Raw genomic sequence first — 23,620 nt, forward strand, 5'->3', positions numbered from 1 at the left:
CGATGCACTGGCGCAAGGGAGCAAGGCGACCGCCTGTCGCGCCGATCGTGCGGTTCGGGGTGATGGGGATCGCCTTTCTACTGGGAATCTGGGGTTTTTCCCAGGCCTGTGAACAGGCGGGGATTGCCTCCACCCTGGCGCAGGATGGGTTTCGGTCACTACGGCTGATCGTCGGCAATTTCCCGCAGGCGCTGGAGGGACGCGATTTGCCCGTCGCGCTGCATATCGCGCGCTGGGCGCTGCCGCTGCTGACTGTCTGGTCCATGGCCGCGCTGGCGTGGACGCAGATACGCAATCCCTGGCGGCTGGCGCTTATCCGGGCGCGCGGCGACCATCTGGTGATTTCCGGCGACGCCGATAGCGAACTGGCCGCGCGGGCGGCACTCGGCGCGCTGAACGAAGGGCGGCGGGTGCTGCTGTGGCCGCACGATCGACGCGTCGGCTGGGTCACCGACGCGATCGAAGCCGGGGCAGCGGAGGTCGAGCAGGCGGCGACGGACGAAAGCGTGCAGGCGCTGGCGCTGGACAAGGCGCGGGCGGCGATGCTGCTGAGCCGCGAGGCGCGGACCAACATCGCGCTGGCCGCCATACTGATGGCTGAGGCGGCGCGGGTACGCGCCGCCGGTGATCCGCTGGACGTGATCCTGCGCGTCGATGATCTGGACCTGCGACGCAGCGTCGAGCAGCGATTCGAGCAGGGCGACCGCAAGACGGCGCGAGTGCGGATGGCGGCGCTGCCGGACATCGGCGCGCGACAGCTGGCGCTGGCCCGCCCGATCGACGCTTTTGCCCGCGCGGGACAGGCGGGGCGCGGGGTGCTGGTCATCGGCTTCACGCCGCTGATCGAACGTTATGTGCTTCGTACGCTGGCGGGCGGCCATTATCGCGATGGCGGAAAGCCAGGCTTTGTCATTCATCTGGCGGATGCGGCGAAGGCCGAAGCGGGTTTCCGCGCGCGCAATCCGGGCGCAGACACACTGTCGCCGCTGCGCTTTGTCGAGGCACGCGCCGACCCGGCGGGGATTGGCCCGCTAATCGACCAGCATGTCGGGGCGCATGGGGAGCCCGTCGCGATCCTGATCGATGCGGGCGGCGACGATCGGACGCTGGCGATCGCGCTGGCGGTCGATGCACGCTATCGAACCGCTGCGCTGGTCGCGCCGCCGATCCATGTGCGCATGGATAGCGGGTATGACGCGCGGCTGGGCGCAGGAATATTGCCGTTCGGGGCGCTGGCCGATCTGGCCGATCCCGACATGCTGTTGCAGGACCGGCATGACGTGCTGGCGCGGTCGATCCATGATTTCTATCTGGAGGGACGCTTTGCCGAAGGCGAGCGGATCGGCGTGCGCGCGTCGATGCAGGAGTGGGACGATCTGCCCGAATCCTTCCGCGACGATAACCGGCTGGTCGCCGACTGCTATAGCCTGAAGCTGCGCGACATCGGCGCGCGGCTGGTGGAAGGGAGCGGTCCGTCGCTGGTGCTGACGCCAGACGAGCTGGAGGAATTGTCACGCGCCGAACATGATCGCTGGATGGCGGCCAAGCTGGTGCAAGGCTGGACATTCGGGGCGGTGCGCGACGATGCCAGGCGCCTTCATCCCGACATCATTCCCTATGACGAGTTGAGCGAGGCGATCAAGGATCTGGACCGGGAGCAGGTGCGGATCATGGCGCGGTTGCTGGGCGCGTCGGGGCGGCGGGCCTTGCGAGTGCTGCGCGTGGCCATCCTGCCCGGCGGCGATGGCGCCTGCCTCGATCCGGGCGCGCTGCTGGCGGCGCTGGGCGCCCAATATCCCGACCGGGTGCCGCTGTTCGCGGGCGATCTGGCCGATGGCTGGGCGCGCACGATGATGGGTGCGCTGCATCAGCGGGGACATTTGGTCCAGTTGTTGCTGAACGCCCATGTTCAGGCGATCATCGACAGGCTGGACGGTGCGCATGCGCGGATGGCGGTAGCGCTGGTGCGCGCGGCGGACAGCCTTTACGCGGCGACCGATCCGGGGGACATGCCCGATGCGCAACTGGTCCTGACGCCCGGCCCGATCGAGGATGATCGCGCCGTGCAACTGGGCGGCGACGGCACGATCGTTCGGGCACCATGGGCACGTTGAGGGGCAGCCGCAAGATCGTCGCCGCGGTGGGCGCGGGACTGTGGCTGATCGGGCGCGCGGCGCGCGGCATGGCACGGCGGCTGGTGGCAGGCGACCGGCTGGCGCAGCGACAACTGGCCGATAGCCTGCCGCTGCATGTGTGGCGCCCCTTGCGCACCCTGCTGCCGCTCGCCGCGCTGGCGGGGATGATCGCCGGGATCGGCGCAGCGCGGCTGCTGGCATTGTATAATGCGCAGATCCCGGTCCAGTCGGCGCTGGCCGAAACGCTGCTGCGCGACATCGTGCCGCTGCTCGTCGGGCTGTTCGCGTCGGGCAGCGTGTCGGTGGCGCTGTCATCGCGGCTGGGGGCAATGTCGCTCAACCGGGAGATTGACGCGCTGGAGGCGCTGGGGCGCGATCCGGTCGGCCATGCCCTGGGTCCGGCGCTGGTTGCGGTATTGCTGTCGGTGCCGATCCATATGATGCTTGCCGGTCTGGCGGCGCTGGTCGGCTGTGCGCTGCCACTGCGGTTGATAGCCAATATCGGCTGGGCGCAGTGGGCAGGCTTCGCCTTTTCCCATGAGGCGGCGGCCGCGATGCTGACCGGCATGGCCAAGGTGCTGGTCTATGCGCTGATCGCCTTTGGCGTGGGCGGCGCGGTGGGGGCAAGGCCCGTGCGGTCCCCCGCCGATATTGGCCGTCGCGCGACCACGGCCTTTACCGCCGGGTTGCTGGGAATTTTTGCCGCAGCGGTCCTGTGGACAGCCCTGGCATGAGCGAGATGCTGGCATTTGAGGGCGTCAGCCTGGTGCTGGGCGGCGCGCGGGTGCTGGACCGGATCGACCTGCATATCGGCGCGGGTGAGCGGGTCGCCATCGTGGGGGAGAGCGGCGCTGGCAAGGGCTGGCTGTTGCGGCTGGCGGTCGGGCTGGCGGAACCGGGCAGCGGCATGGTGCGGCTGATGGGAGTAGCGCTGGACGAGGCGGATACCGACCAGCGCCGCTTGCTGCGCGCCCGATGCGGGTTGGCGATGCAGGGCGGGTCGTTGCTGGGCGACCTGACCGTCGAGGAGAATATGCGGCTGGCACTGGGGCGCATGGGCGGGCGCGACGCGCGAGCAAGGCGGCGGATCGACCGGCTGCTGCTGGAATATGGGCTGGAGCAGGCGGCGGACATCCGCGCCGACATGCTGTCCATCGGCGAACGGCGGCGGGCGGAACTGGCACGGGCCTTCATGCGCGACCCGGATCTGGTGATTTTGGACGAGCCGTTCGAGGGCGCCTATGCGCGCGGCGCGGCGCTGGAGGAACAGGTGCGGCGGCGGACTGTGCCGCATGGTCGCGCGCTGCTGCTGCTGACACAGGATGCAGCGCTGGCGGAACGGTTGTGCGAGCGGGTCTATCGGCTGGAGGCGGGGCGGTTGATATGAGCCAAGCACTATGTGTTCCCGCGCAGGCGGGAACCCAGTTCAAAGGGTGGGACTGGGTTCCCGCCTGCGCGGGAACACATAATGTTGTTCAACAGGAAGCAGTAGTAACCCTGCCCGACACGGCGTCCTCGACAAAGGCCGCGACCGCCTGTTCGATCGCGCCCTGAAACGCGGCGGCGCGCGCCGTGCCTGCCGCCGAGGTGATCGGCTGGGTCGCGCAGTAGCGGCCGGTCCAGACCGCCTTGCCCTGCGCCACTTGCGTCACGTCGAAGGCGATGACGGCTTGCGCTGTGCCCGCGCCGGTCACTTCCTCGAACCGGTCGAGCGTGGCGACGATACGGCGATCGGCAGCCAGCGACAGGTCCGGCCCGGTGACGGCGGCAAAGCGGGTGCGCAGCCCGGCAACCAGCGCGCGGGCAAGCATGGTAGCGGGCGGTTCTTCCCAGAACAGGGTCGCGGCCTGGCGGATTTCGCCGGGCGTGGCGGCATCGACATAGGCATAGCGCGCCCCGCCGCTCAATCCCCGCGCCTGCACCGGCGCGACGGCGATGGTGGGCACGGGCTGGAGCGGGCCGACGGCAAAGCGCGGGGAGAGGCGCATGGTGACGGGGGCGTCCCCGCCTTTCAGCGCAGCGCAGGCAGGGAGCGTCAGGAGCAGGAGGATCGAGGCGAGGCGGATCATTTCTTTCCTCCCGGCGGTGGCGGATCGGCGTAGCGCTGGCCCCGGATCGCGAAGGTCGGATCGCCCGCCAGCCGCTCGCTGAGATTTCCAAGGCTGGCGCTGGTGCGTTCCAGATTGGCGCTGGTGGCGATCAGCGAGGCGGATGCCCCTTCGAGGATCATCCGTGCTTCGCTGGCGCTGCCCTTCCCTTCGGCCAGCAACCCGGCGATGCTGGTCTGGTTCTGCGCCACCATCGCCTGGGTTTCGCGCAATATGCCGTTGAGCGCAGCGACGTCGATTTCGGATGCGCGCCCGGTCGCCTTGCGGACATGGGAGAGGGTGAGCGCGATGTCACCCTGCCCCGGCCTGAAGCTGCGGTCGAGTTGGGTGCTGAGCGAGTTGAGCGCGGCCAGCGTTTCCGTCGCGTTGCGGGCGACCTTTGCCATATCGACCGCGCTGCCCGATCCGTCGCCCTGCAACATCGTGGAAAGCCGCTGCGCCATGGCGTTGGCGGTGCGGGCGACGGCAGCAGCTTCGCCGATCGCGACTGATGCGGTTTCGAACAGGTCGGCGGGGCGGCGGCATCCGGCAATGGCGTCTGCGCGCTGTGGTCCGGCGACAGGATCACAGCCATAGGCGCGGCGGGCGTTGGCGCATTGGGCAGTCGCGGTTTCCAGCGCGACCAGTTCGATGCGCGGGGCCGTCAGCGGATTGGCGGCGGCGACGGTGGCAAAGGCGCAGGGGGATGGCCGCCAGTCCTTCGCCACGCCCATATGGACCGCGAAGGTGCGGCTGGGGCCGTCCAGTTCGACCGAGCGGACCTGCCCGATCGGCGCGCCGCGAAAATAGACCTGCACGCCGGGGGCAACGCCCTCCACATCGTCCAGCGTCGTGGCGATTACCCGCTGGCGGAAGAAGGGATCGGGGACCAGCGCGAGGATCGCGACCAGTGCCACGGCAAGGATCGCGGCCCCGACGCCCCATCTGATCTGCGTTGCTGCGTCCGGCGTCATTCACCCCTCCCCCTGCCTGTGACAACAGCCCCGCGCGGGGCTGTTGTCAAGCGGGATCGGAAGCGCCGAAGCCGCCGCCACCGGGGGTTTGGATGACGAATATGTCGCCTGCCCGCATGGCCGCGGTGGCGGTCGGGCCGAGCGGTTCGATGCCACCGTCCGCCCGTTCGATCGCATTGCGGCCGGGACTGCCCGGCGCGCCGCCCGCAACGCCGAAGGGCGGGACGGTGCGGCGGTTGGACAGGATGCCTGCGGTCATATTCTCCAGAAAGCGGATGCGGCGCAGCGCGCCGTCGCCGCCGCGATGCACGCCCTGCCCGCCGGAGCCGGGCCGGATCGAAAATTCCTCCAGCAAGACCGGGAAGCGGGTTTCGAGGATTTCGGGATCGGTAAGGCGGCTGTTGGTCATATGGGTCTGGACCACCGGCGCGCCATCAAAGTCGGGGCCAGCGCCCGAACCCCCGGCGATGGTTTCATAATATTGGTGCCGGGCATTGCCGAAAGTGAGGTTGTTCATCGTCCCCTGTGCGCCCGCCATGACACCCAGAGCGCCAAACAGCGCGTCGGTGACGACCTGGCTGGTTTCGACATTGCCCGCGACCACGGCGGCGGGATGGCGGGGACGGAGCATCGAGCCTTCAGGGACGATGATGGTGATGGGCTTCAAGCAACCGTCATTCATCGGCACCGCTTCGTCGATCAGGGTGCGCACGACGTAGAGGACGGCGGCGCGGACGACCGAAGCGGGGGCGTTGAAATTGCCGGAAAGCTGGGCTGACGATCCGGTGAAATCGACCGTGGCCGATCCGTTGCCCTGATCAAGCTGAACAGTGACCTGAACAATCGCACCATTGTCCATCGCATAGGTGAAATGGCCGTCGGACAGGCGGCCGATAAGGCGGCGGACCGCGGATTCGGCCTGATCCTGGACATGGCCCATATAGGCGGCGACAGTGGCCACGCCATAATCGTTACTTATCCGTAACAATTCCTGACTGCCGCGTGCGCAGGCAGCGATCTGGGCCGTGAGATCGGCGATATTCTGGTCGATATTGCGCGCAGGCCATGGCCCCGACGCCAGCAGCGCGCGCATGTCGGATTCGCAAAATGTGCCGCGATCTACCAGCAGCACATTGTCGAGGATGACGCCTTCTTCCTCGACCGAAACACTGCCGGGCGGCATCGATCCGGGGGTGATGCCGCCAATGTCGGCATGATGGCCGCGCGCCGCGACATAATAGGCCGGGACGTCGCCGCCGACGAATACGGGCATGACCACGGTGACATCGGGCAGATGGGTGCCGCCATCATAGGGGGCGTTGAGAACATAGACGTCGCCCGGCTGCATCCCGCGCCCGTCGATCGGCATCCCGTCCCGGCCAATGCCGCGCCGCGCCATGATCGTACGGATACTGTCGCCCATGCTGCCCAGATGGACGGGCATATGCGGGGCGTTGGCGACGAGACTGCCCGCCGCATCGAACAGGGCGCAGGAGAAATCGAGCCGTTCGCGGATATTGACCGAAGAGGCGCTGTTCTGGAGCGCCGCGCCCATTTCCTCCGCAATGGCCATGAAGAGGCCGCCCATGACTTCAAGCCGGACGGGATCGACCGCGCTGGCGTCCCCGCTCTGCGGCGCGGGGCGCGGGGCATGACGGGCGAGGATGAGATTGCCGATGGCGTCGAGCCGCGCGCGCCAGCCCGGTTCGACGGCGGTGGTGGATACAGGGTCGATGATGAGCGCGGGCCCGTCGATGATGCTGGCAACGGCCAGGCCCGCCCGGTCGTGGACCGGCGCGGCTTCGCCCGCATAATCGACATGGGCGAGCGGCGGTGCTGGTTGCGCGGCGATGGCGGCGATGTCGGTCATCGCTTCGCTCGCCCCGGCAATCGCCTCTACACGGGCCATGTCGATGAGGATGCGCCCCTGCCCGGCGAACCCGAAGCGGGCGTTATGCTGGGTCAGGAAATCCGCGCGCATGGTGTCTATGTCCGCCAGGGGCACGTCGAACAGGCTGTCCGTGCCGTCATAGCGCAGTCGCAGCAGCGTTTCGATCCGGTCGGCCTGGGGCAGGTCGGCGCGGGCGTCGGCGGCCAGGGTCGTCAGTGCATCATCGAGGTCCGCCATGGTCTGCGCGTCCAGCGGCAGCGCCAGCGTGCGTTCGCGCACCGCGCGACGATCGGCCAGGCCCATGCCATAGGCCGACAGCACCCCGCCCAGCGGATGGATCATCACCCGGTCCATGCCAAGCGCATCGGCGACCAGACAGGCATGCTGGCCCCCTGCCCCGCCAAAGCTGGCAAGCGTGTAGCGCGTCACGTCATGGCCCCGCGCGACCGAGATGCGCTTGATCGCATTGGCCATGCTGGCGACGGCGACGGCAATGAAACCCTGAGCGGCGTCGCGCACGCTCAGGGTTTGGCCGGTTTCCGCCTGCACCTGCGCGCAGATGGCGGCGATGCGCGCCTGCGCCGCGTCGGCATCGAGCGGCTGGTCGCCGTTCGGGCCGAACAAGCTGGGAAAATGATCGGGCTGGATCTTGCCGAGCAGCAGGTTGCAGTCGGTGACGGTGAGCGGTCCGCCGCGCCGGTAGCAGGCCGGTCCCGGCACCGCGCCCGCCGATTCCGGTCCGACGCGGAAGCGGCCATCGACGAAGCTGCAGATCGATCCGCCGCCCGCCGCGATGGTGTGGATACGCATCATCGGCGCGCGCAGCCGCACACCGGCCACCTGTGCCTCATTGTCGCGCTCATAGGCACCGGCATAATGGGACACATCGGTCGAGGTGCCGCCCATGTCGAAGCCGATCACCTCGCGAAAACCGGCCTGTTCCGCGGTCCGGGCCAGGCCGACGATGCCGCCCGCCGGGCCGGAGAGGATCGCGTCCTTGCCCCGGAACAGCGTACCGTCGATCAGGCCGCCGCTCGATTGCATGAACAGCATGTCGGCCCGATCGCCCAGCGCATCGCGCAGCCCGTCGACATAGGCGCGCAGCACGGGCGAAAGATAGGCATCGGCCAATGTGGTGTCGCCGCGCCCGATCAGCTTGATGAGCGGCGCGACATCATGGCTGGTCGAAATCTGGGTAAATCCGATTTCGGCGGCGATCGTTGCGATCGCCTGTTCGTGCGCGGGATAGCGATAGCCATGCATCAACACGATGGCGATCGCGCGCAGGCCGCCGTCATAGGCCGATTGCAACGCCGCGCGGGCGGCGTCCCGGTCCAGCGCGGTCAGGACCGTGCCATCTGCCATGACCCGTTCGTTCATCTCCGCCACCTGCGCATGAAGCGGGTCGGGCAGGATGATGTGACGCGCGAACAGGTCTGGCCGGTCCTGATAGCCGATGCGCAGCGCGTCGCGAAAACCGCGCGTGATGGCGAGCAGGGTCGGCTCGCCCTTGCGCTCCAGCAGGGCGTTGGTGGCGATGGTGGTGCCGATCCGCAGGCGACAGGGCGGGATCGGCCCTTCCCCTGCCCCCGTCAGTCGGCGCACCGCCTCTACCGCCGCGTCGGCATAGCGTTCCGGGTCGCTGGACAGCAGTTTGGCGGTGTGCAGCCGCCCATCGGGGCCGCGCGCCACCACATCGGTGAAAGTACCGCCGCGATCGATCCAGAATTGCCAGTGCATGGCGCGGGTGATGGCGCGATGCTGGCGTGATGGCAAGGCTTTGGGATTGCACGCTTTGCATTGGGGCTTGCCCTGCGCGCTGCATTTAACCATGAAAGGCGCCATGCCTGCCATCCGCCCCGAACGGTCGATCATCCTGTTATTGCTTGCAATGCTGGTCGTCATGATGGCGGTGACCGGTACATTCTGGCTGTATCGCAGCCAGCAGGCAAGCGCCAGTTGGGTCGAACATACGTTGCGGGTCGAAAGCCGACTATCGACGATGATGGTGCAGGTCCACGCGGCGGAAAGCAGCCAGCGCGGCTATTTGCTGACCGGACGGCCCGAATTTCTGGACAGCTATAATGGATTCGATCGCCAGTGGCGCAGGGATTTGGCGACGCTAAGCCAGGATGTGAGCGACAATCCCGTGCAGGCGCAAGCGGTCGACGGGCTGGATGATCTGATCGCGCGGCGCAGCGCCTATCTGGAACGAGCGATAGCCCGCAAGCGGGCGGGGCTTCCCATCGACCCCAGCATTTTTACGCGCGGCCAGATATTGATGGCGGGTATCCGGGCACGGATCGCCACGATGAAGGCGCGCGAGGAAGCGTTGTTGCGCGATCGCACTGCGAACAATGACCGGCTGAGCATTTTGGTGTCCGGCGGCCTTGCGGTCAGCGCTGCGCTGGCCATCCTGCTGGGCCTGATGGCGCTGCGCACCGCGCAGCGGCGCATGGGCGAAGCGGTCGCGCATGGGCGGGAACTGGAACAGGCCAACGAACGGCTGATCACCGAGGCGCAGGAGCGCGAGGCCGCCGAAGCGCAGTTGCGCCAGATGCAAAAGATGGAATCGATCGGCCAGCTGACGGGCGGCATCGCCCATGATTTCAACAATATGCTGGCTATCGTCATCGGTTCGCTCGACATGGCGCGGCGGCGGCTGGGCGACGATGGCGACCCCCGCGTCATCAAGGGCATCGACAATGCGACCGAAGGGGCGCAGCGCGCCGCGCAGCTGACCGCGCGGCTGCTCGCTTTCTCGCGCCAGCAACCGCTCGACCCGCAACCGACCGACGTCAACAAGCTGGTCGGTGGCATGTCCGAACTGCTGCGCCGGACGATCGGTGAGGATGTGCGCGTGGAATCCGTGCTGGCAGGCGGCCTGTGGCGCGCGAGCATCGACGCCAACCAGCTGGAAAACGCCATCATCAACCTGTGCGTCAATGCCCGCGACGCGATGCCGGGCGGCGGCAAGCTGACGATCGAGACCGGCAACGCGCATCTGGACGATGCCTATGCCGCGACCCATGACGAGGTGACGCCGGGCCAATATGTGATGGTATCGGTCACCGACAGCGGCACCGGCATGCCGCCGGACGTGGTTGCGCGCGCGTTCGACCCTTTCTTTACGACCAAGGGCGTGGGCAAGGGCACCGGGCTGGGGCTGAGCCAGGTGTTCGGCTTCGTCAAACAGTCGCGCGGTCATGTGAAAATCTATTCCGAGCCGGGCCAGGGGACGATCATCAAAATCTATCTGCCGCGCCATTATGGGCCGGACGCGACCGGCAGCTATGTCGCCCCCCTGTCCGACAGCCTGCCCCGCGCACAGGGCGAGGAAATCATCCTGCTGGTCGAGGATGAAGAGCGGGTGCGGCATATGTCGGTCGATTCGCTGCGCGAACTGGGCTATACCGTGGTGCAGGCGTCGGACGGCGAACAGGCGTTGGCGATGCTCACGATCCAGCCGCGCATCGACATGCTTTTTACCGACATCGTCATGCCGGGTATTAACGGCCGCATCTTGGCCGACCGGGCGCGCGAGGCACGGCCGGGGCTGAAAGTGCTCTACACCACCGGCTATACCCGCAACGCGATCGTCCATAACGGGATGCTGGACCCCGGCGTTTCCTTCCTGGCCAAGCCGTTCACGCTGGACCAGCTGGCGGTCAAGGTACGGCAGGTGCTCGACGGCGAAGTCTGATCCGCCCACCGGTTGATCGAGGTTGTGGACAGGGGGCGATTTAGAACATATCAGGAACGATATGGTCGCCCTTTCCACCCGTCAAAAGCTCGAAATCCTGGCCGACGCGGCCAAATATGATGTGTCCTGCGCGTCATCGGGCACGGCGAAGCGGGATTCGCGCGGAGGCAAGGGGATCGGATCGACCGAGGGCATGGGGATATGCCATGCCTATGCGCCCGATGGCCGCTGTATCTCCCTGCTCAAGATATTGCTGACCAACAGCTGCATTTTCGATTGCCACTATTGCATCAACCGGCGGTCGAGCGACGTCAGGCGGGCGCGCTTCACGGTGCAGGAGGTGGTCGACCTGACGCTCAGCTTCTACCGGCGCAATTATATCGAGGGGTTGTTCCTGTCTTCGGGGATCATCGCCTCTTCCGACTATACGATGGAGCAGATGGTCGCGGTGGCGCGCAGCCTGCGCGAAGAGCATTATTTCCGCGGCTATATCCACCTCAAGACCATACCCGATGCAGACCCCGACCTGGCGCATCAGGCCGGGCTGTTTGCCGACCGATTGTCGATCAATGTCGAATTGCCGACACAGGCGGGGCTGGAGCGGCTGGCGCCGGAAAAGGATGGCGTGCGGATCGAAGGCGCGATGGCGGGCATGCGCCATGCAATGGAGGATATGGGCGAGGCGCGGCGTAAATATCGTCATGCGCCGCGCTTTGCCCCCGCCGGGCAATCGACCCAGATGATCGTGGGGGCGGACGATGCCAGCGACAGCGCGATCATCACGCGCGCCAGCAGCCTGTATGACCGGCACAGGTTGCGCCGGGTCTATTACAGCGCCTTTTCGCCGATCCCATCGCCCAGCGCCGTGCTGCCGCTCAGGCGACCGCCGCTGCTGCGCGAACATCGGCTCTACCAGTCGGACTGGATGATGCGCTTTTACGGCTATGGCGCGGAGGAGGTGGCGAGCGCGACCGATCCGGTGACGGGCTGCCTGCCGCTCGACATCGACCCCAAGCTGGCCTGGGCGCTGCGCCATCGCGACATTTTCCCCGTCGATGTCAACCGCGCCCCGCGCGAAATGCTGCTGCGCATACCCGGACTGGGGGTGAAGGCGGTCAACCGCATCCTCGCCAGTCGGCGTCACCGCCGGTTACGGCTGGACGATGTGGCGCGACTGACGACATCGATCAAGAAGCTGCGCCCGTTTCTGATTGCCAGCGATTGGCGCCCGGTGCAGCTTTCCGATCAAGCGGACCTGCGCAGCCAGATGACCCCTGCCCCCGCGCAACTTGATCTTTTTTCATGAAAATGACGCATTTTCCGGTTGATCGCAGGAATGGATCATGAAACTCTTGACACTCAGTCATCCAAGGGGGTCAGGGTCTTGGCGACAATGTTCGACGGTCATGCCATCGCCAGCCGGAAGGTCGGTTACGCAAAGCGGATCAGCACGCATCTCGCTGCGGCGCTGGTCACCTTCTGCCTGTTGCAGATCTTCATCGTTGCCAAGATGGGCGGATCGCTGGTGCTGCACCTGGGCATCATCGTCGCGATCGCGGGCTTTGCCGTTGCAGCGCGCGGTTTGGAACGGCGCTGGCAGATGCTGGAGAGCAGCGACCTTTCGCGCAACGGGCTGGCGCTGCGGTTCCGCCGCGACCTGCTCCAGCTTTGGGCCGCCAGTCTGGTCGGCGCGATGCTGTGGATACCGGTGGCGATCATCTTCCGCTTCCTGTTCGGCTGACGCGGACCTTATTGCCGGTTTCGCCGTTCTCCTCCCGAACCCAAGAGGAGGATAGGTGATGGCCGACCGCACGATTTTCGACCGCCTGAAACAGGATCATGACGCGCATCGTCAGCTTTTCGCCAAGATGGCGGACGCGAAAGACGATTCCGACCGGCTGAAAAAACTGTTCGATCAGTTCAAGGTAGAAGTCAGCGCCCATGCGGCTGCGGAGGAAGAGACGCTCTATGCGACCATGCTGGCACGCCCGGACCTGCGCGAGGATGCGCAGCACAGCGTGTCCGAGCATAAGGAAATCGACGATTATCTGGAAGAGCTGGACGACCTGAAGTTCGACGGCGAAGCATGGCGCAAGAAATTCGCCAAGATGAAGGAACGCTACCTCCACCATATCGAGGAGGAGGAAGAAGAGATGTTCCCGAACGCCGCCAAGGATTTGACGGCTGACGAGGAAAAATCGCTGGCCGCCACCTTTGCCAAGCGCAAGCCCGCCGAACTGGCGCGCGCAGAGGCCGACAGCTAAAACGCCCATGTACCGCGCGTCGCTGGCCGCCCCGGATGATTTTGACGGATGGCGGGCAACGGCGCGCGGCTTCGCGCTGGCTGGAGTCGATCCGGCCGACATCGTCTGGCAGGTCGGCGGGGATGATGGCGACTTGTTCGCCAGCGATGCGCCGCCGCCCATTGCGGCTGAAGGCGCCTTCGGCGTGCCACGCGCCTTCGTCGATCTGGCCCAGAGCGCGATCCTGCATCGTGATCCCCAACGCTTCGCCCTGCTGTACGCGCTGCTGATGCAGTTGCGCGACCGGCCTGGCACGATGGAGGACAAGGCCGATCCGCTGCTGCGCCGGATCGAGGGACTGGCCAAGGCGGTGCGGCGCGACATCCACAAGATGCGCGCCTTTGTGCGCTTTCGTGCGCTGGAGGATGCGGATGGCACACGCTTTGTCGCTTGGTTCGAGCCGGAACAGCATATCGTACGCGCCAATGCGGGCTTCTTCGTGCGGCGCTTCGCGACGATGCGCTGGTCGATCCTGACGCCGGAATTGAGCATCCACTGGGATGGCGAGACGCTGTCCGAGGGACCGGGCGCAACGCGCGGCGATGCGCCGGGGGACGACCCGGTAGAGGATATATGGAAGGGCTATTATGCGGCCATCTTCAATCCGGCACGGTTGAAGATCGGGGCGATGCTGTCCGAAATGCCGAAGAAATATTGGCGCAATCTGCCCGAAGCGGCGCTCATCCCGGCGCTGGTGGCAGGCGCGCAGGCACGCGAGGCGACGATGATCGGAACAGCCCCTTTGCCTGAAAAGCGGCCCGGCAACGCCATGGCGGCCTGGACCGCGCTGCGCGAGGAAGCGCGCGGCTGCACCCGCTGCCCGCTCCATGGCCCCGCGACCCAGACGGTGTTTGGCGAAGGGCCGGTCGATGCGCCCCTGTTCTTCATTGGCGAGCAACCGGGCGATCAGGAGGATCTGGCCGGGCGGCCCTTTGTCGGTCCGGCGGGGCAATTGTTCGACGCCGCGCTGGCGGAGGCCGGGGTGGATCGGGCGCGGGCCTATGTCACCAATGCGGTCAAGCATTTCAAGTTCGAGCCGCGTGGCAAACGCCGCATCCATCAGACCCCGCAGGCGGGCGAGGTGCAGGCGTGCCGATGGTGGCTGGAGCAGGAACTGGCGCTGGTGCGCCCGCGCGTGATCGTGGCGCTGGGCGCGACGGCGGCGCGCGCCCTGCTGGGCAAGGCGGTGACCATCGGCAAGCTACGCGGCACGGCGATCCCGCTGGCGGACGGCGCGGAAGGCTGGATCACGGTGCATCCGAGCTATTTGCTGCGGCTACCGGATGCGGCGAAAGCGGCGGAGGAGCGGGCGCGGTTTGTGGCGGAGTTGCGCGTCGTGGGAGAGCGGGTGCGGGCGTTGGCGTGAGGGTGGATTGCGGACAATCGGATTTAGGGAGCAAAAGGGCGTAACTGGACATTGGGACGTGCGAACATGACTGATCTGCGACACCAATTATCGTGCGCAAGCCGCGACGCCCTTCTTCGGTTTTTGGCGCATAGCATCCACGCTTTCACGATCATGTCGCGGGACAGTGACGAGAATCGGAAGGCGGAGATCAATGACATGGTTCATAGATTGGCCGGTCATATGATGGCTTTGAGCGACCACGATGAACCTTTGGCCGAATGGCGGCTATCCGGCATATTGAGTGAGAGCGAGCACCTAAGCCCATATTTCGCTGAAAAAGTAGCTGGTAGCTTGCCATAGTGACGGCCACCTAAGGCCGGAACAGTCGATTGCGACCTTCGCGAACGACGATTCAGCGGTTAGTTTCCACCTTTATCTTCGTAGACGCCCATCCAAGGATGCATGTGCTGGTTGATAGCAGAAGCACCAGTGAAGTTGGCGGCGTTCCCTCCGATAACCATATGGTAACTACGGCGATGATGAGCGACACCAGAACGCCTACGCCTACCCAGCGCAGCAGCACATACCTTTTGGAACATTCTGCCATGTCGTGAGCCTACACGATTAAAGGAAGGCAACAAATACTCATTAGCGGTCCATCAGCTTTGCTGCTCAACTCCGGACAGGCAAATGATTGACGGTGCGGATCAATCGCGGCTGGGGGACGGCGTGGCAGGGTGGATTTCGGTCAGTCAGCTTTTGGGGAGATTATTGGCGAAAGCTGACCTTGCGCGGAAAAAATCACTCGGCAAAAATCGCCCAATTGCGGACGTTATGGAAACCCAGCTAACAACGCTCGCTTACAAATGGCTTGAAGGTGTCCGATGGAGTTTCCCGACGGTCTGCTCAACCTATACCTCACTGATATAGGAGAGCCGTCCGAAAACCAGTTGCGGATCGTAGTAGTGGAGGGCCTGCTCGGCGAGCCGACTAAGATCGACATCGACGGTGTCGACTTGGGTGAAGGTCGGCCGATCCTTGTGACCGACGAGAGCCGGTCTTTCGAGCTACGTTGGGACAACTACGTCGCATACGCAGTCAGAAACGAGAGCTTCTGCAAGGGCGAGGATGACGAGTTGCCCAGAGGAAAGATGCTTGAGCGGCGCTTCGACACAGCATTCTTCCAGTATGTCTCCGCTACCACATTCGCCGACGATGAATATCCGGGGCCACTAGAGCACTGGTCGCTGACCACGCTAAATCACTGCGTGGATGTGGTGAGCGTCGGTCCTCCGCGCGTGATGTTGAGCACGTCTCGAGCTTGAACGTCGAACCGGGTTCAATGTCCGCTTTCCACCCACATTTGGTCATTCAGCCTTCGACTTGTCATCTGAATGAGTGGCCGGTTTCAGCGGTGTGGATCATCTGACGGAGTGCCCGCGATTGGCCGTTAGCAGACGCTCCCCCTCTTCCAACTGCGCCTAACCGCACTGCGTGCGGTAAGGCTTCATATCCTTCTCCCCGGCGGGGAGAAGGGCACGCGCCTCTACACCAACCCCAGTTTCGCCAGTTCCCCCAGCAGTGCGGCGGGCATCGCTGCAGTAGCATCTTCCTCCCCTTCGCCCAGGTCGCGCGGCGCGTCCTCCTGCGCCAGATAGCGCCAGCCCTGATGGGCGCGCTTTGGTATGGGATGGACCGGGATCAGCGTCGGCGCGAGGCGGATCCAGTGGCGGCCCTGCCCGGTTTCGGCGAAGCCAAGGATCGGGCTGCGGCCGACGATGCGGTGACCGTGAATCCAGTAGAGCGATCCGCCCGCCATTTCCTCGACCCGCTTGGGCAGATAGCGGGTGGTCAGCCGCGCTTCATCGGCATGGCTTTCCAGCCAGGCTTTCAGGCTGGCGGGGCTTTCACTCTGGAATGCGATCTTGGTCATGTGCAACGGCATGGCGGCGATCTGGGGACGCGCGCGTCGCGGTTCAACGCAGGAACAGGGTCGCCAGCCCCAGGAAGCTCAAAAAGCCCAGCGAATCGGTCATCATCGTCACGAACACGGCGGACGACACGGCGGGATCGACATTATTGCGTTCCAGCGTGATCGGCACCAGCACACCCGCCAGCCCGGCGACCAGATTATTGGTCAGGATCGCCGCGCCGAACACCAGCGACAGGTCGATCCGCCCATAGATGATGTAGGAGCCGATGCCGATCAGCGTCCCCAGCGCGGCGCCATTGGTCGCGGCAATGCGGAATTCCCGGCCGATCATCCGCACCGTGTTGGAACTGGTCAGCTGATTGGTGGCAAGCGCGCGCACGACCACGGCCAGCGTCTGCGTCCCCGCATTGCCGCCCATGCCCGACACGATGCCCATCAGCGCCGCCAGCATCGCGAAGCGCGCGATCGTCCCTTCAAACAGGCCGACGACCGAAGCGGCGAGCATGGCGGTGCCAAGGTTGACGACCAGCCAGATCAGGCGCGCGCGCACGGTCATCAATATCGGTTCGTTGATGTCGCCCTCGCCCGCGCCCGACAGGCGCAGAATATCCTCGCCCGCTTCTTCGGAAATGATGTGGACGACGTCATCGACGGTGATCATGCCGACCAGCCGCCCGCTGCCATCGACTACGGCGGCGGAGATGAGTGCATATTTCTGGAAGCGCAACGCGACTTCCTCCTGATCCATGTCGACCGGGATCAGCGTCTGTTCGCGCTTCATCAGGTCGGCCATGGCGACGCTGCGCGGGCAGGTGAGAATCCAGCTGAGCTGGCAATAGCCGATCGGCCGGTGCATGGCGTCGACGACATAGATTTCCCAGAAATCGGTCGTCAGGTCGCCATTGTCGCGCAGATAGTCGATCACCTGACCCACGGTCATATGTTCGGGCACCGCGACTAGGTCGCGCTGCATCAGGCGGCCGGCGGACTCCTCCGGGTAGGACAAAGCGCTTTCGATCGCGGCGCGATCTTCCGGGTCGAGCGCCTCAAGGACGGCCTGCTGGTCGGCCTCCTCCATATCCTCGATCATGGCGACGGCGTCGTCGGTATCGAGTTCGGAGGCGAATTCGGCGACCTGTTCGGGCGCCAGATCACCGATCAGGTCGTCGCGGACATAGTCATTGAGTTCGGACAGGACTTCCGCGCCGACCAGATCGCCCAGCGCCGTCGCCAGCTCACCGCGCCGGTCAGCCGGGGTGAGTTCGAGAAGGTCGGCAATGTCGGCGGGGTGGAGCGGCGAGACGAGGTCGCGCGCACGTTCGGCGTCGCCTTCCTCCACCGCGTCCAGCACGGCGGAGACGAATTCGGGCTTTAGCCGATCATCCTCATCATGGCGCGATTCCGCCGCAGCGGCGATCGCATCCTCTGCATCATCCCCGTCCAACAGGGGCTGGGCTATGTCGCCGCGCTCGCTCATGGCGCCCCCTACTGTCCGGTTCCTGTTGCATTCCGATCCTTTCGCCCATGCACAATATAATTGCAATGGCGCAGACGGGCCAGAAGCCCAAAACACGGGCTTCCATCGTGACTTACAGCCTCTATATGGGTGCCAGCACTACCCCATCCCCCAAAGAGAGGATTTTTCATGGCCGACGATACCCTGACCCTTAGCCTCGACAGTGGCGGCGACGTCGTCATCAAGCTGCGGCCCGACCTGGCGCCCGGCCATGTCGCCCGCATCGTGGAAAACGCCAAGGAAGGCTTTTACGACGGCGTCGTGTTTCACCGCGTCATCCCCGGCTTCATGGCGCAGGGCGGCGACCCGACCGGCACCGGCATGGGCGGCCACCCCGACAAGCCGGACCTGAAGGCCGAATTCAGCCGCGAAAAACATCTGCGCGGCGTCTGCTCGATGGCGCGTTCGTCCAACCCGAACAGCGCCAACAGCCAGTTCTTCATCTGCTTCGACGATGCGACCTTCCTGGACGGCCAATATACCGTCTGGGGCGAAGTGACGTCGGGCATGGAGCATGTCGACGCGCTGCCCAAGGGCGAGCCGCCGCGCACGCCCGGCAAAATCGTCAAGGCAAGCGTCGCCTGACTTTGCTGAATGAAAAGCCCGCCTCCAGACCTTGGAGGCGGGCTTTTTTATGAGCGCAATCACAGGCTTCGCCCCGTCGAGGAACGAGCTGCTCGCGCGAGCATGAATCAGCGCTTCGCCGCCATCCCGTCGGTTGGGGAGACGGACTGTGTCGCCTGCGCCGCATTATCGGCTGCGTCGACAGTTGGCGGCGTATACGGCCCGAAACTTTCGATATGCCAGCGGCGCTGTTCAGCGGTTGATCCGGGGACGTCATTCACCCGGCGCAATATGGCCTGCCGCAGCGCGTACCAGGGTTTGCCATTGGCCGCGAGCCTGCCGTAAATCTGCACTGGCACGCTGACATAGAGCGATCCTGCCGCACCCTCCGGCTCGGTCGGCGCGCCGATATTGGCGTGGATCTCGCTAAAGCCACGGAAGCGCGCGACGAAATGCGCGTCGTCCTGCTGGCCGATCGCACCGGTCGGGTTCCACAAATCCTGTGCGTCCTCGAACCGTTTCTCCTCCAGCAGCGCGAAATAGCCCTGCACCACCTGCGCCGCCCCCTGGCCACTGCCGGGGTCGATCGCCCCTTCTTCCAGCGGCGTACGGTCGTCGGGCAAGCCGCCCGGCGTGCCCGGCGCTGGCGGGTTGAGCGGTTCCATGACCGCCATCGCCTCAGCGCGGACATTATTTTCCACCTGGGTCGCATTGGCGCCATTGGCGAGATTGTCGATCGCACTCTCCTCCCGCCCGTCGCAGGCCGCGACGAACAGGAGGGGAAGCAGCATGATAGCCTTTACCGAACCCCGCATCAGTCAGGACGTTCCTGCCGCGAGGCGCCGGGCGCGCGCGAGCGCACGGCGCGTTCTGACGGCGCCGGACGGGTACCCCAATTGCGTTGCGGACGAGGCTGGTTCATTTGCGGGCGGCCCTGCGGCTGGCGCAGACCCGGCTGCGGGGTCGGGCGCACAGCATCATTGCCGCGCCAGTTACCGCGACCGCGCGGACTGTCCGTGCCCTGCGACGGGCGGGGACGATTGGTCCAGTTACCAGTGCCCGGCGTGCCCGGCTGGCCATCGCGGCCCTGCCAGCGGCCATCGCGCCCGTCACGATCCCGCCCACGCCACTGACCATAGCGTCGGTCGTCGCGCCGGTCATCGCGCCGCTCGGCACGGCGGCCTTCCCAGTAGCGGCGCTGGCGGTCGTTCCAGCGCTGGCGGCGGCCATTGCGGTCGTAGACATAATAGCCGGTGCCGGGATAATAGAAATTGTCATACCATCCATTGTAGAAGCCGGGCTGATAATAGCCAGTCGGGCCATAATAGCCATCGCCATAATAGCCGCCACCGCCATAATAGCCGGTGCCGACACTCACGCCGCCATAACCATAGCCATCATCATAGGCGCAGCCACCCAGTGCCAGCGCGCCTGCCAGTCCGATCACGGCCAGAATCCGATGTCGGAAGCCCGTCATCGTCTTTCTCCTCTTTCCCATCTGATGATGACGTAACGCCCGGCGGTTGAATTGGTTGTGAATGGATTTGGCAGGGCAACCGCGTGTTTATCGCAGGTTCAGATAAGTGGCATTTCGTTCATCGGGGTGACAGAAAGCGTGTTTTTTCCGCCACATAATCGCTTTTTGCGCGATATTTATAATCCGTTCAGGAAACCTTCGGGCAAGGCCGGCCATTTATCCCGCGTCGCCTGAGCCGCTTGTAGCGCTCATTCGTGCGACCCGGCGGGTCCACACCGTCGCACCAATCCACAACAGAAAAGGGTCATACCCATGAAGACACTGCTTTTGACGGCAGTTGCTGCCGCGTCCTTCGTTCCCGCCGCCATGGCGCAGGATCAGGCTGGTTCCCCCAGCCGCATCGAGCCCTATGTCGGCGTGATGGGCGGTGTGCATAATTTCGATAGCGAAACCGGCAAGGAAGGCATTCCTCCGGTCGGCTATAAGGGCCGGATGGTCGAAGGCGTCGCTGGCGTGAACTATAATGTCGCTGGCCCGCTGGTCGTCGGCGTCGAAGGGTCCGCGTCCAAGGGCGTTTCGGGCGACATCGACTGGGAATATGGCGCAGCTGGCCGGGTCGGCGTCAAGGCTGGCAAGGACAGCCTGATTTTCGGCAAGGTCGGTTACAAGTGGGTCAATTTCGACGCGCTTGGCCCCGATAGCCCGGATTGCCATGGCACCACCTATGGCGCGGGCGTCGAGCTGTCGGCGGCTGACATGGGCGGTTCGGCCGCCAGCAGCAACATCCGTTTCCGGGTGCAGGCAGACACGCTGGGCAATTTCCGGTCGATCCGTCCGATGGCGGGTGTCGTCGCGAAATTCTAAAGGATCGGGCGGGCTGTAACGGCCCGCCCCACCAGCCGATCCCCGCTCAGGCTTCGCCCTGATCAGGGACTGGGTCCGGAACGGCGCATTGGACTGCCGCCGTTCCGGATTTCCATTTCATCCGCTGTTGCGCAGGGCCGTCGCGATGGCGTTGATCGACAATTCGATGCCTTCCTTGATCCGCGGATCATCCTCGCCCGCGCGGTGGCGCTTCAACAATTCGACCTGAAGCAGGTTGAGCGGTTCGATATAAGGCAGGCGGAGCCGGATGGACGTTTCCAGCGTCGGATTCTTTTCCAGCAAACGGCTCTGCCCGGTCGCGGCCATCAGCCCGTCATGGGTCAATGCCCATCCTTCACGGATACGGCCAAACAGCCTTTCGGCCATCGCCTGGTCTTCGACCAGCGGCAGATAGCGCGCCGCGATGCCCAGGTCCGATTTGGCCAGCACCATTTCCAGATTGCCCATGGCCGACTTCAGGAAAGACCAGCTTTGCGCCATGTCGGCGAGCAGCGCCTTGTCCTCGAACGCTGCGATCGCATGGCCAACGCCATACCAGCCCGGCAGCATCACGCGCGCCTGCGCCCAACTGAACACCCAAGGGATGGCGCGCAAATCCTCGATACGGTCGCTTTTGGTGCGGCTGGCGGGGCGGGAGCCGATCTTGAGGCCCGCAATCTCCTGAATCGGGGTTAGCTGCCGGAAGAATTCCTTGAAGCCGTCCGTCCCGTAAACCAGATCGCGATAGGCATTGAAGGCGTTTTGCGACAATTCGTCCATGGCGCCTGCAAAACGCGCCGCGTCCTTGTCCGAAATGCCTTCGGGTTCCAGACTGGCGAGCAGGGTCGCGCTCGTCATCGCCTCCAAATTGGTCATGGCGACGTCGCGCGATCCGAATTTGGCGGCGATCATCTCCCCCTGTTCGGTGATGCGGATGCGCCCCTGCACGGTGCCGCGCGGCTGCGCCTGGATCGCGGCGAAGGCGGAACCGCCGCCGCGCCCGACCGCGCCGCCCCGCCCATGGAACAGCTGCATTGCCGCGCCGGCTTCGGCAAAGACCGGCTCCAGCGCCTTGCTTGCCTTGAACAGGCTCCAGGTCGATGTGATGTAGCCACCATCCTTGTTGCTGTCCGAATAGCCGATCATCACTTCCTGATGGCCGCGCTGCTTCACGACGCCAGCTATTTCGGGCAGGCCGAAATAGGCCGACATGATCTGCGGCGCAGCTTCCAGATCGGCGATGGTTTCAAACAGCGGGATCGACATGATCGACGCCTGGGGTGGCGAACCTTCTACGCCGGCGCGCCACAGGCCGGCTTCCTTGAGCAGGATGTTGACCTCCAACAGGTCCGACACGCTTTCCGCCTTGGAAATGATATAATGGGTGATGCAGGCGGGGCCATAGATGCGGTGCGCTTCGGCGGCGGCATGGACGATCGCGAGCTCAGACGCGGTTTCCTCCGAATAGTCGGAAAAGCGCGATCCCAGCGGGCGGTTATTGGCCAGTTCCCGGCGCAGCAGCGCGATACGGGCATATTCGTCGAGCGCGGCATAGTCCGGCTCGACCCCCGCGACCTTCAGCAGTTCAGCAACGACGCGCTGATGCACGTCGCTATTCTGGCGCATGTCGAGCGTGGCAAGATGGAAGCCGAAGGTTTCGACCGCGCGGATCAGACGGCCAAGCGCGCCCCCCGTCGCCAACGCGCCATTGCCCTCGCTCGCCAGCCCTTGGGCCACGGTGACGAGATCGCGGCGGAAATCGGCGGGGCTGGCATAGGCCTGCCCTTTCAGGCCGGAGGGACGCGGAGGCTGATCTCCGGTCAACGCCACATAGGTGGCGACCAGCCGGGCGTAGATGCCCGAAATGGCGCGGCGATAGGGTTCGTCCTGCCGACTGGGCGACGCGTCGCCGCTGGCGTCGGCAATATCCAGCACCGCCTGCGGCACATGGGCGAGTTCGGTCGATAGCGAGAGTTCCGCGCCTAGCGCATGCAGCGCATCGAGATAATAAGCGAGCGCCGCCTGCGCTCCCCGCTTGAGCGCGAATTCCAGTTGGGGTGCCTGCACGAAGGGATTGCCGTCGCGGTCGCCGCCGATCCAGCTGCCGACCCGCAGGAAGCTTTGCGGGCGCGCGCCCAGCACCCGCTCCCACCGCGTATAAAGGGCGGGCAGGACAGGCAGGAATATGTCGCGGAAATAGGTGAGCACATTGTCGATCTCGTCCGCGACGAACAGTTTTTCACGGCGCAGCGGACGGGTTTGCCACAGCAGGGCGATCTGGCGAAAAATCGCCTCATCCAGATTTTCGCCGTGAGCCGTTTCCTGGCGACCCGCATCCTTCAGCAGCATCAGATCGGCAATGCGATTCTTGTGATCGATCATGCTCTTGCGCCGCACCTCGGTCGGGTGGGCGGTGAGAACGGGGACGATCAGCGAATGCGCCAGCAGCCCCAGCACCGCGTCACGATCGATTCCATGCGAATCGAGCCGGGCGATCGCCGACGCCACATCGGCCCCTGGGTCCGCCGCGACCCCCTGCCGGTCCTCGGCCAGATTGGCGAGCATCGAAAACAGCATGAAGCCGCGGGTGAAGTTGAGCGTGTCGTCGAGGCTGAGCGCGTCCAGCCCGGTATCGACAAGGTCCGCGCCCTGTATGCCGCGCGCACGATCGACCGAGGCGGAGCGGATATATTCGGTCTGGCGATAGAGGCTATCCCCGCCATAGGCGCGGATCACATCGCCCAGCAGGCGCCCCAGATAGCGGATGTCGGGGTTCTGCGTGATCGCAGGAGCGGACGGTGATGAGGAGAGAGTCGCCATGGAAA

Annotated in this window: 19 protein-coding genes; 11 read left to right on the top strand and 8 right to left on the bottom strand. The window is 65.1% G+C overall.

Annotated elements, in window-relative coordinates:
- Positions 1-2 precede the first annotated feature (2 nt).
- The 3 genes from IWY39_RS08075 to IWY39_RS08085 are packed head-to-tail and all read left to right on the top strand — an operon-like array spanning position 3 to position 3,522.
- Positions 3-2,114 (top strand): RyR domain-containing protein, encoded by a 2,112-nt coding sequence (locus tag IWY39_RS08075; protein WP_107124401.1) that lies wholly within the window; start codon positions 3-5, stop codon positions 2,112-2,114.
- Positions 2,102-2,869 carry an ABC transporter permease gene (locus IWY39_RS08080; protein WP_107124400.1) on the top strand — a complete coding sequence of 256 codons (768 nt, stop codon included), beginning with the start codon at positions 2,102-2,104 and terminating at the stop codon, positions 2,867-2,869. The genes IWY39_RS08075 and IWY39_RS08080 overlap by 13 nt, the downstream gene beginning before the upstream one ends.
- Positions 2,866-3,522 (top strand): ATP-binding cassette domain-containing protein, encoded by a 657-nt coding sequence (locus IWY39_RS08085; protein WP_107124399.1) that lies wholly within the window; start codon positions 2,866-2,868, stop codon positions 3,520-3,522. The genes IWY39_RS08080 and IWY39_RS08085 overlap by 4 nt, the downstream gene beginning before the upstream one ends.
- Positions 3,523-3,610: 88 nt before the next feature.
- Here the strand turns inward: IWY39_RS08085 and IWY39_RS08090 are convergent, their stop codons facing one another.
- From IWY39_RS08090 to IWY39_RS08100, 3 genes are read right to left on the bottom strand one after another with little or no spacing between them, the layout of a single operon-like run.
- Complete coding sequence (locus tag IWY39_RS08090; protein WP_107124398.1) at positions 3,611-4,204, bottom strand: ABC-type transport auxiliary lipoprotein family protein; 594 nt, start codon at positions 4,202-4,204, stop codon at positions 3,611-3,613.
- The gene (locus IWY39_RS08095; protein WP_107124397.1) at positions 4,201-5,196 is read right to left on the bottom strand and encodes an MlaD family protein; all 996 of its coding nucleotides are present in this window, start codon (positions 5,194-5,196) and stop codon (positions 4,201-4,203) included. The genes IWY39_RS08090 and IWY39_RS08095 overlap by 4 nt, the downstream gene beginning before the upstream one ends.
- A 46-nt stretch (positions 5,197-5,242) precedes the next feature.
- Entirely contained in the window at positions 5,243-8,827 is a 3,585-nt protein-coding gene (locus IWY39_RS08100) for a hydantoinase B/oxoprolinase family protein (RefSeq protein WP_107124471.1), read from the bottom strand.
- A gap of 103 nt (positions 8,828-8,930) precedes the next feature.
- On the opposite strand from IWY39_RS08100, the gene IWY39_RS08105 reads away from it, so the two are divergent.
- The 6 genes from IWY39_RS08105 (at position 8,931) to IWY39_RS08130 (ending at position 15,766) form a co-directional block, all read left to right on the top strand.
- Positions 8,931-10,790 carry a CHASE3 domain-containing protein gene (locus tag IWY39_RS08105; protein ID WP_107124396.1) on the top strand — a complete coding sequence of 620 codons (1,860 nt, stop codon included), beginning with the start codon at positions 8,931-8,933 and terminating at the stop codon, positions 10,788-10,790.
- 61 nt (positions 10,791-10,851) lie between these two features.
- Entirely contained in the window at positions 10,852-12,096 is a 1,245-nt protein-coding gene (locus IWY39_RS08110) for a putative DNA modification/repair radical SAM protein (RefSeq protein WP_107124395.1), read from the top strand.
- A 78-nt stretch (positions 12,097-12,174) separates the two neighbouring features.
- Positions 12,175-12,531: a hypothetical protein gene (locus tag IWY39_RS08115; RefSeq protein ID WP_026002191.1), complete on the top strand. Its 357-nt coding sequence runs from the start codon at positions 12,175-12,177 to the stop codon at positions 12,529-12,531.
- A gap of 58 nt (positions 12,532-12,589) precedes the next feature.
- Positions 12,590-13,054 (top strand): hemerythrin domain-containing protein, encoded by a 465-nt coding sequence (locus IWY39_RS08120; RefSeq protein ID WP_017181958.1) that lies wholly within the window; start codon positions 12,590-12,592, stop codon positions 13,052-13,054.
- Positions 13,055-13,061: 7 nt separating this feature from the next.
- Positions 13,062-14,459, top strand: coding sequence for a UdgX family uracil-DNA binding protein (locus tag IWY39_RS08125; protein ID WP_107124394.1), 1,398 nt, complete (start codon positions 13,062-13,064; stop codon positions 14,457-14,459).
- Between the two features lie 866 nt (positions 14,460-15,325).
- Complete coding sequence (locus tag IWY39_RS08130) at positions 15,326-15,766, top strand: hypothetical protein (RefSeq protein ID WP_107124392.1); 441 nt, start codon at positions 15,326-15,328, stop codon at positions 15,764-15,766.
- A 221-nt stretch (positions 15,767-15,987) separates the two neighbouring features.
- On the opposite strand, the gene IWY39_RS08135 is transcribed toward IWY39_RS08130, so the two are convergent.
- Both IWY39_RS08135 and mgtE read right to left on the bottom strand, forming a co-directional pair.
- Positions 15,988-16,386, bottom strand: a complete 399-nt coding sequence (locus tag IWY39_RS08135; protein WP_107124391.1) for a DUF1489 family protein — start codon at positions 16,384-16,386, stop codon at positions 15,988-15,990.
- Positions 16,387-16,417: 31 nt separating this feature from the next.
- Positions 16,418-17,851 (bottom strand): magnesium transporter, encoded by a 1,434-nt coding sequence (mgtE, locus tag IWY39_RS08140; RefSeq protein WP_107124390.1) that lies wholly within the window; start codon positions 17,849-17,851, stop codon positions 16,418-16,420.
- A 168-nt stretch (positions 17,852-18,019) separates the two neighbouring features.
- Here mgtE and IWY39_RS08145 point away from each other — a divergent pair, with 168 nt between their 5' ends.
- Complete coding sequence (locus IWY39_RS08145; RefSeq protein WP_017181962.1) at positions 18,020-18,475, top strand: peptidylprolyl isomerase; 456 nt, start codon at positions 18,020-18,022, stop codon at positions 18,473-18,475.
- A 107-nt stretch (positions 18,476-18,582) separates the two neighbouring features.
- On the opposite strand, the gene IWY39_RS08150 is transcribed toward IWY39_RS08145, so the two are convergent.
- Positions 18,583-19,269 (bottom strand): hypothetical protein, encoded by a 687-nt coding sequence (locus IWY39_RS08150; RefSeq protein WP_107124389.1) that lies wholly within the window; start codon positions 19,267-19,269, stop codon positions 18,583-18,585.
- Positions 19,269-19,931: a peptidase gene (locus IWY39_RS08155; protein WP_107124388.1), complete on the bottom strand. Its 663-nt coding sequence runs from the start codon at positions 19,929-19,931 to the stop codon at positions 19,269-19,271. Before IWY39_RS08155 ends, IWY39_RS08150 begins: the two co-directional genes overlap by 1 nt.
- Positions 19,932-20,243: 312 nt before the next feature.
- Between IWY39_RS08155 and IWY39_RS08160 the strand changes: the two genes are divergently transcribed.
- Positions 20,244-20,795: an outer membrane protein gene (locus tag IWY39_RS08160; protein ID WP_107124387.1), complete on the top strand. Its 552-nt coding sequence runs from the start codon at positions 20,244-20,246 to the stop codon at positions 20,793-20,795.
- Positions 20,796-20,912: 117 nt separating this feature from the next.
- On the opposite strand, the gene ppc is transcribed toward IWY39_RS08160, so the two are convergent.
- Entirely contained in the window at positions 20,913-23,615 is a 2,703-nt protein-coding gene (ppc, locus tag IWY39_RS08165; RefSeq protein ID WP_107124386.1) for a phosphoenolpyruvate carboxylase, read from the bottom strand.
- Between the last annotated feature and the right edge of the window lie 5 nt (positions 23,616-23,620).

The organism is Sphingobium sp. JAI105, from assembly GCF_015752145.1.
GTDB classification, from domain to species: Bacteria; Pseudomonadota; Alphaproteobacteria; order Sphingomonadales; family Sphingomonadaceae; genus Sphingobium; species Sphingobium xenophagum.

What these genes read in the sequence shown, in the direction of transcription:
- mgtE (WP_107124390.1), bottom strand. Translation starts at nt 17,851, where the DNA reads ATGAGCGAGCGCGGCGACATAGCCCAGCCCCTGTTGGACGGGGATGAT.
- IWY39_RS08100 (WP_107124471.1), bottom strand. Translation starts at nt 8,827, where the DNA reads ATGCACTGGCAATTCTGGATCGATCGCGGCGGTACTTTCACCGATGTG.
- IWY39_RS08120 (WP_017181958.1), top strand. Translation starts at nt 12,590, where the DNA reads ATGGCCGACCGCACGATTTTCGACCGCCTGAAACAGGATCATGACGCG.
- IWY39_RS08080 (WP_107124400.1), top strand. Translation starts at nt 2,102, where the DNA reads ATGGGCACGTTGAGGGGCAGCCGCAAGATCGTCGCCGCGGTGGGCGCG.
- IWY39_RS08150 (WP_107124389.1), bottom strand. Translation starts at nt 19,269, where the DNA reads ATGCGGGGTTCGGTAAAGGCTATCATGCTGCTTCCCCTCCTGTTCGTC.
- IWY39_RS08160 (WP_107124387.1), top strand. Translation starts at nt 20,244, where the DNA reads ATGAAGACACTGCTTTTGACGGCAGTTGCTGCCGCGTCCTTCGTTCCC.
- IWY39_RS08130 (WP_107124392.1), top strand. Translation starts at nt 15,326, where the DNA reads ATGGAGTTTCCCGACGGTCTGCTCAACCTATACCTCACTGATATAGGA.
- IWY39_RS08090 (WP_107124398.1), bottom strand. Translation starts at nt 4,204, where the DNA reads ATGATCCGCCTCGCCTCGATCCTCCTGCTCCTGACGCTCCCTGCCTGC.
- IWY39_RS08095 (WP_107124397.1), bottom strand. Translation starts at nt 5,196, where the DNA reads ATGACGCCGGACGCAGCAACGCAGATCAGATGGGGCGTCGGGGCCGCG.
- IWY39_RS08135 (WP_107124391.1), bottom strand. Translation starts at nt 16,386, where the DNA reads ATGCCGTTGCACATGACCAAGATCGCATTCCAGAGTGAAAGCCCCGCC.
- IWY39_RS08105 (WP_107124396.1), top strand. Translation starts at nt 8,931, where the DNA reads ATGCCTGCCATCCGCCCCGAACGGTCGATCATCCTGTTATTGCTTGCA.
- IWY39_RS08145 (WP_017181962.1), top strand. Translation starts at nt 18,020, where the DNA reads ATGGCCGACGATACCCTGACCCTTAGCCTCGACAGTGGCGGCGACGTC.
- IWY39_RS08110 (WP_107124395.1), top strand. Translation starts at nt 10,852, where the DNA reads ATGGTCGCCCTTTCCACCCGTCAAAAGCTCGAAATCCTGGCCGACGCG.
- ppc (WP_107124386.1), bottom strand. Translation starts at nt 23,615, where the DNA reads ATGGCGACTCTCTCCTCATCACCGTCCGCTCCTGCGATCACGCAGAAC.
- IWY39_RS08075 (WP_107124401.1), top strand. Translation starts at nt 3, where the DNA reads ATGCACTGGCGCAAGGGAGCAAGGCGACCGCCTGTCGCGCCGATCGTG.
- IWY39_RS08155 (WP_107124388.1), bottom strand. Translation starts at nt 19,931, where the DNA reads ATGACGGGCTTCCGACATCGGATTCTGGCCGTGATCGGACTGGCAGGC.
- IWY39_RS08085 (WP_107124399.1), top strand. Translation starts at nt 2,866, where the DNA reads ATGAGCGAGATGCTGGCATTTGAGGGCGTCAGCCTGGTGCTGGGCGGC.
- IWY39_RS08125 (WP_107124394.1), top strand. Translation starts at nt 13,062, where the DNA reads ATGTACCGCGCGTCGCTGGCCGCCCCGGATGATTTTGACGGATGGCGG.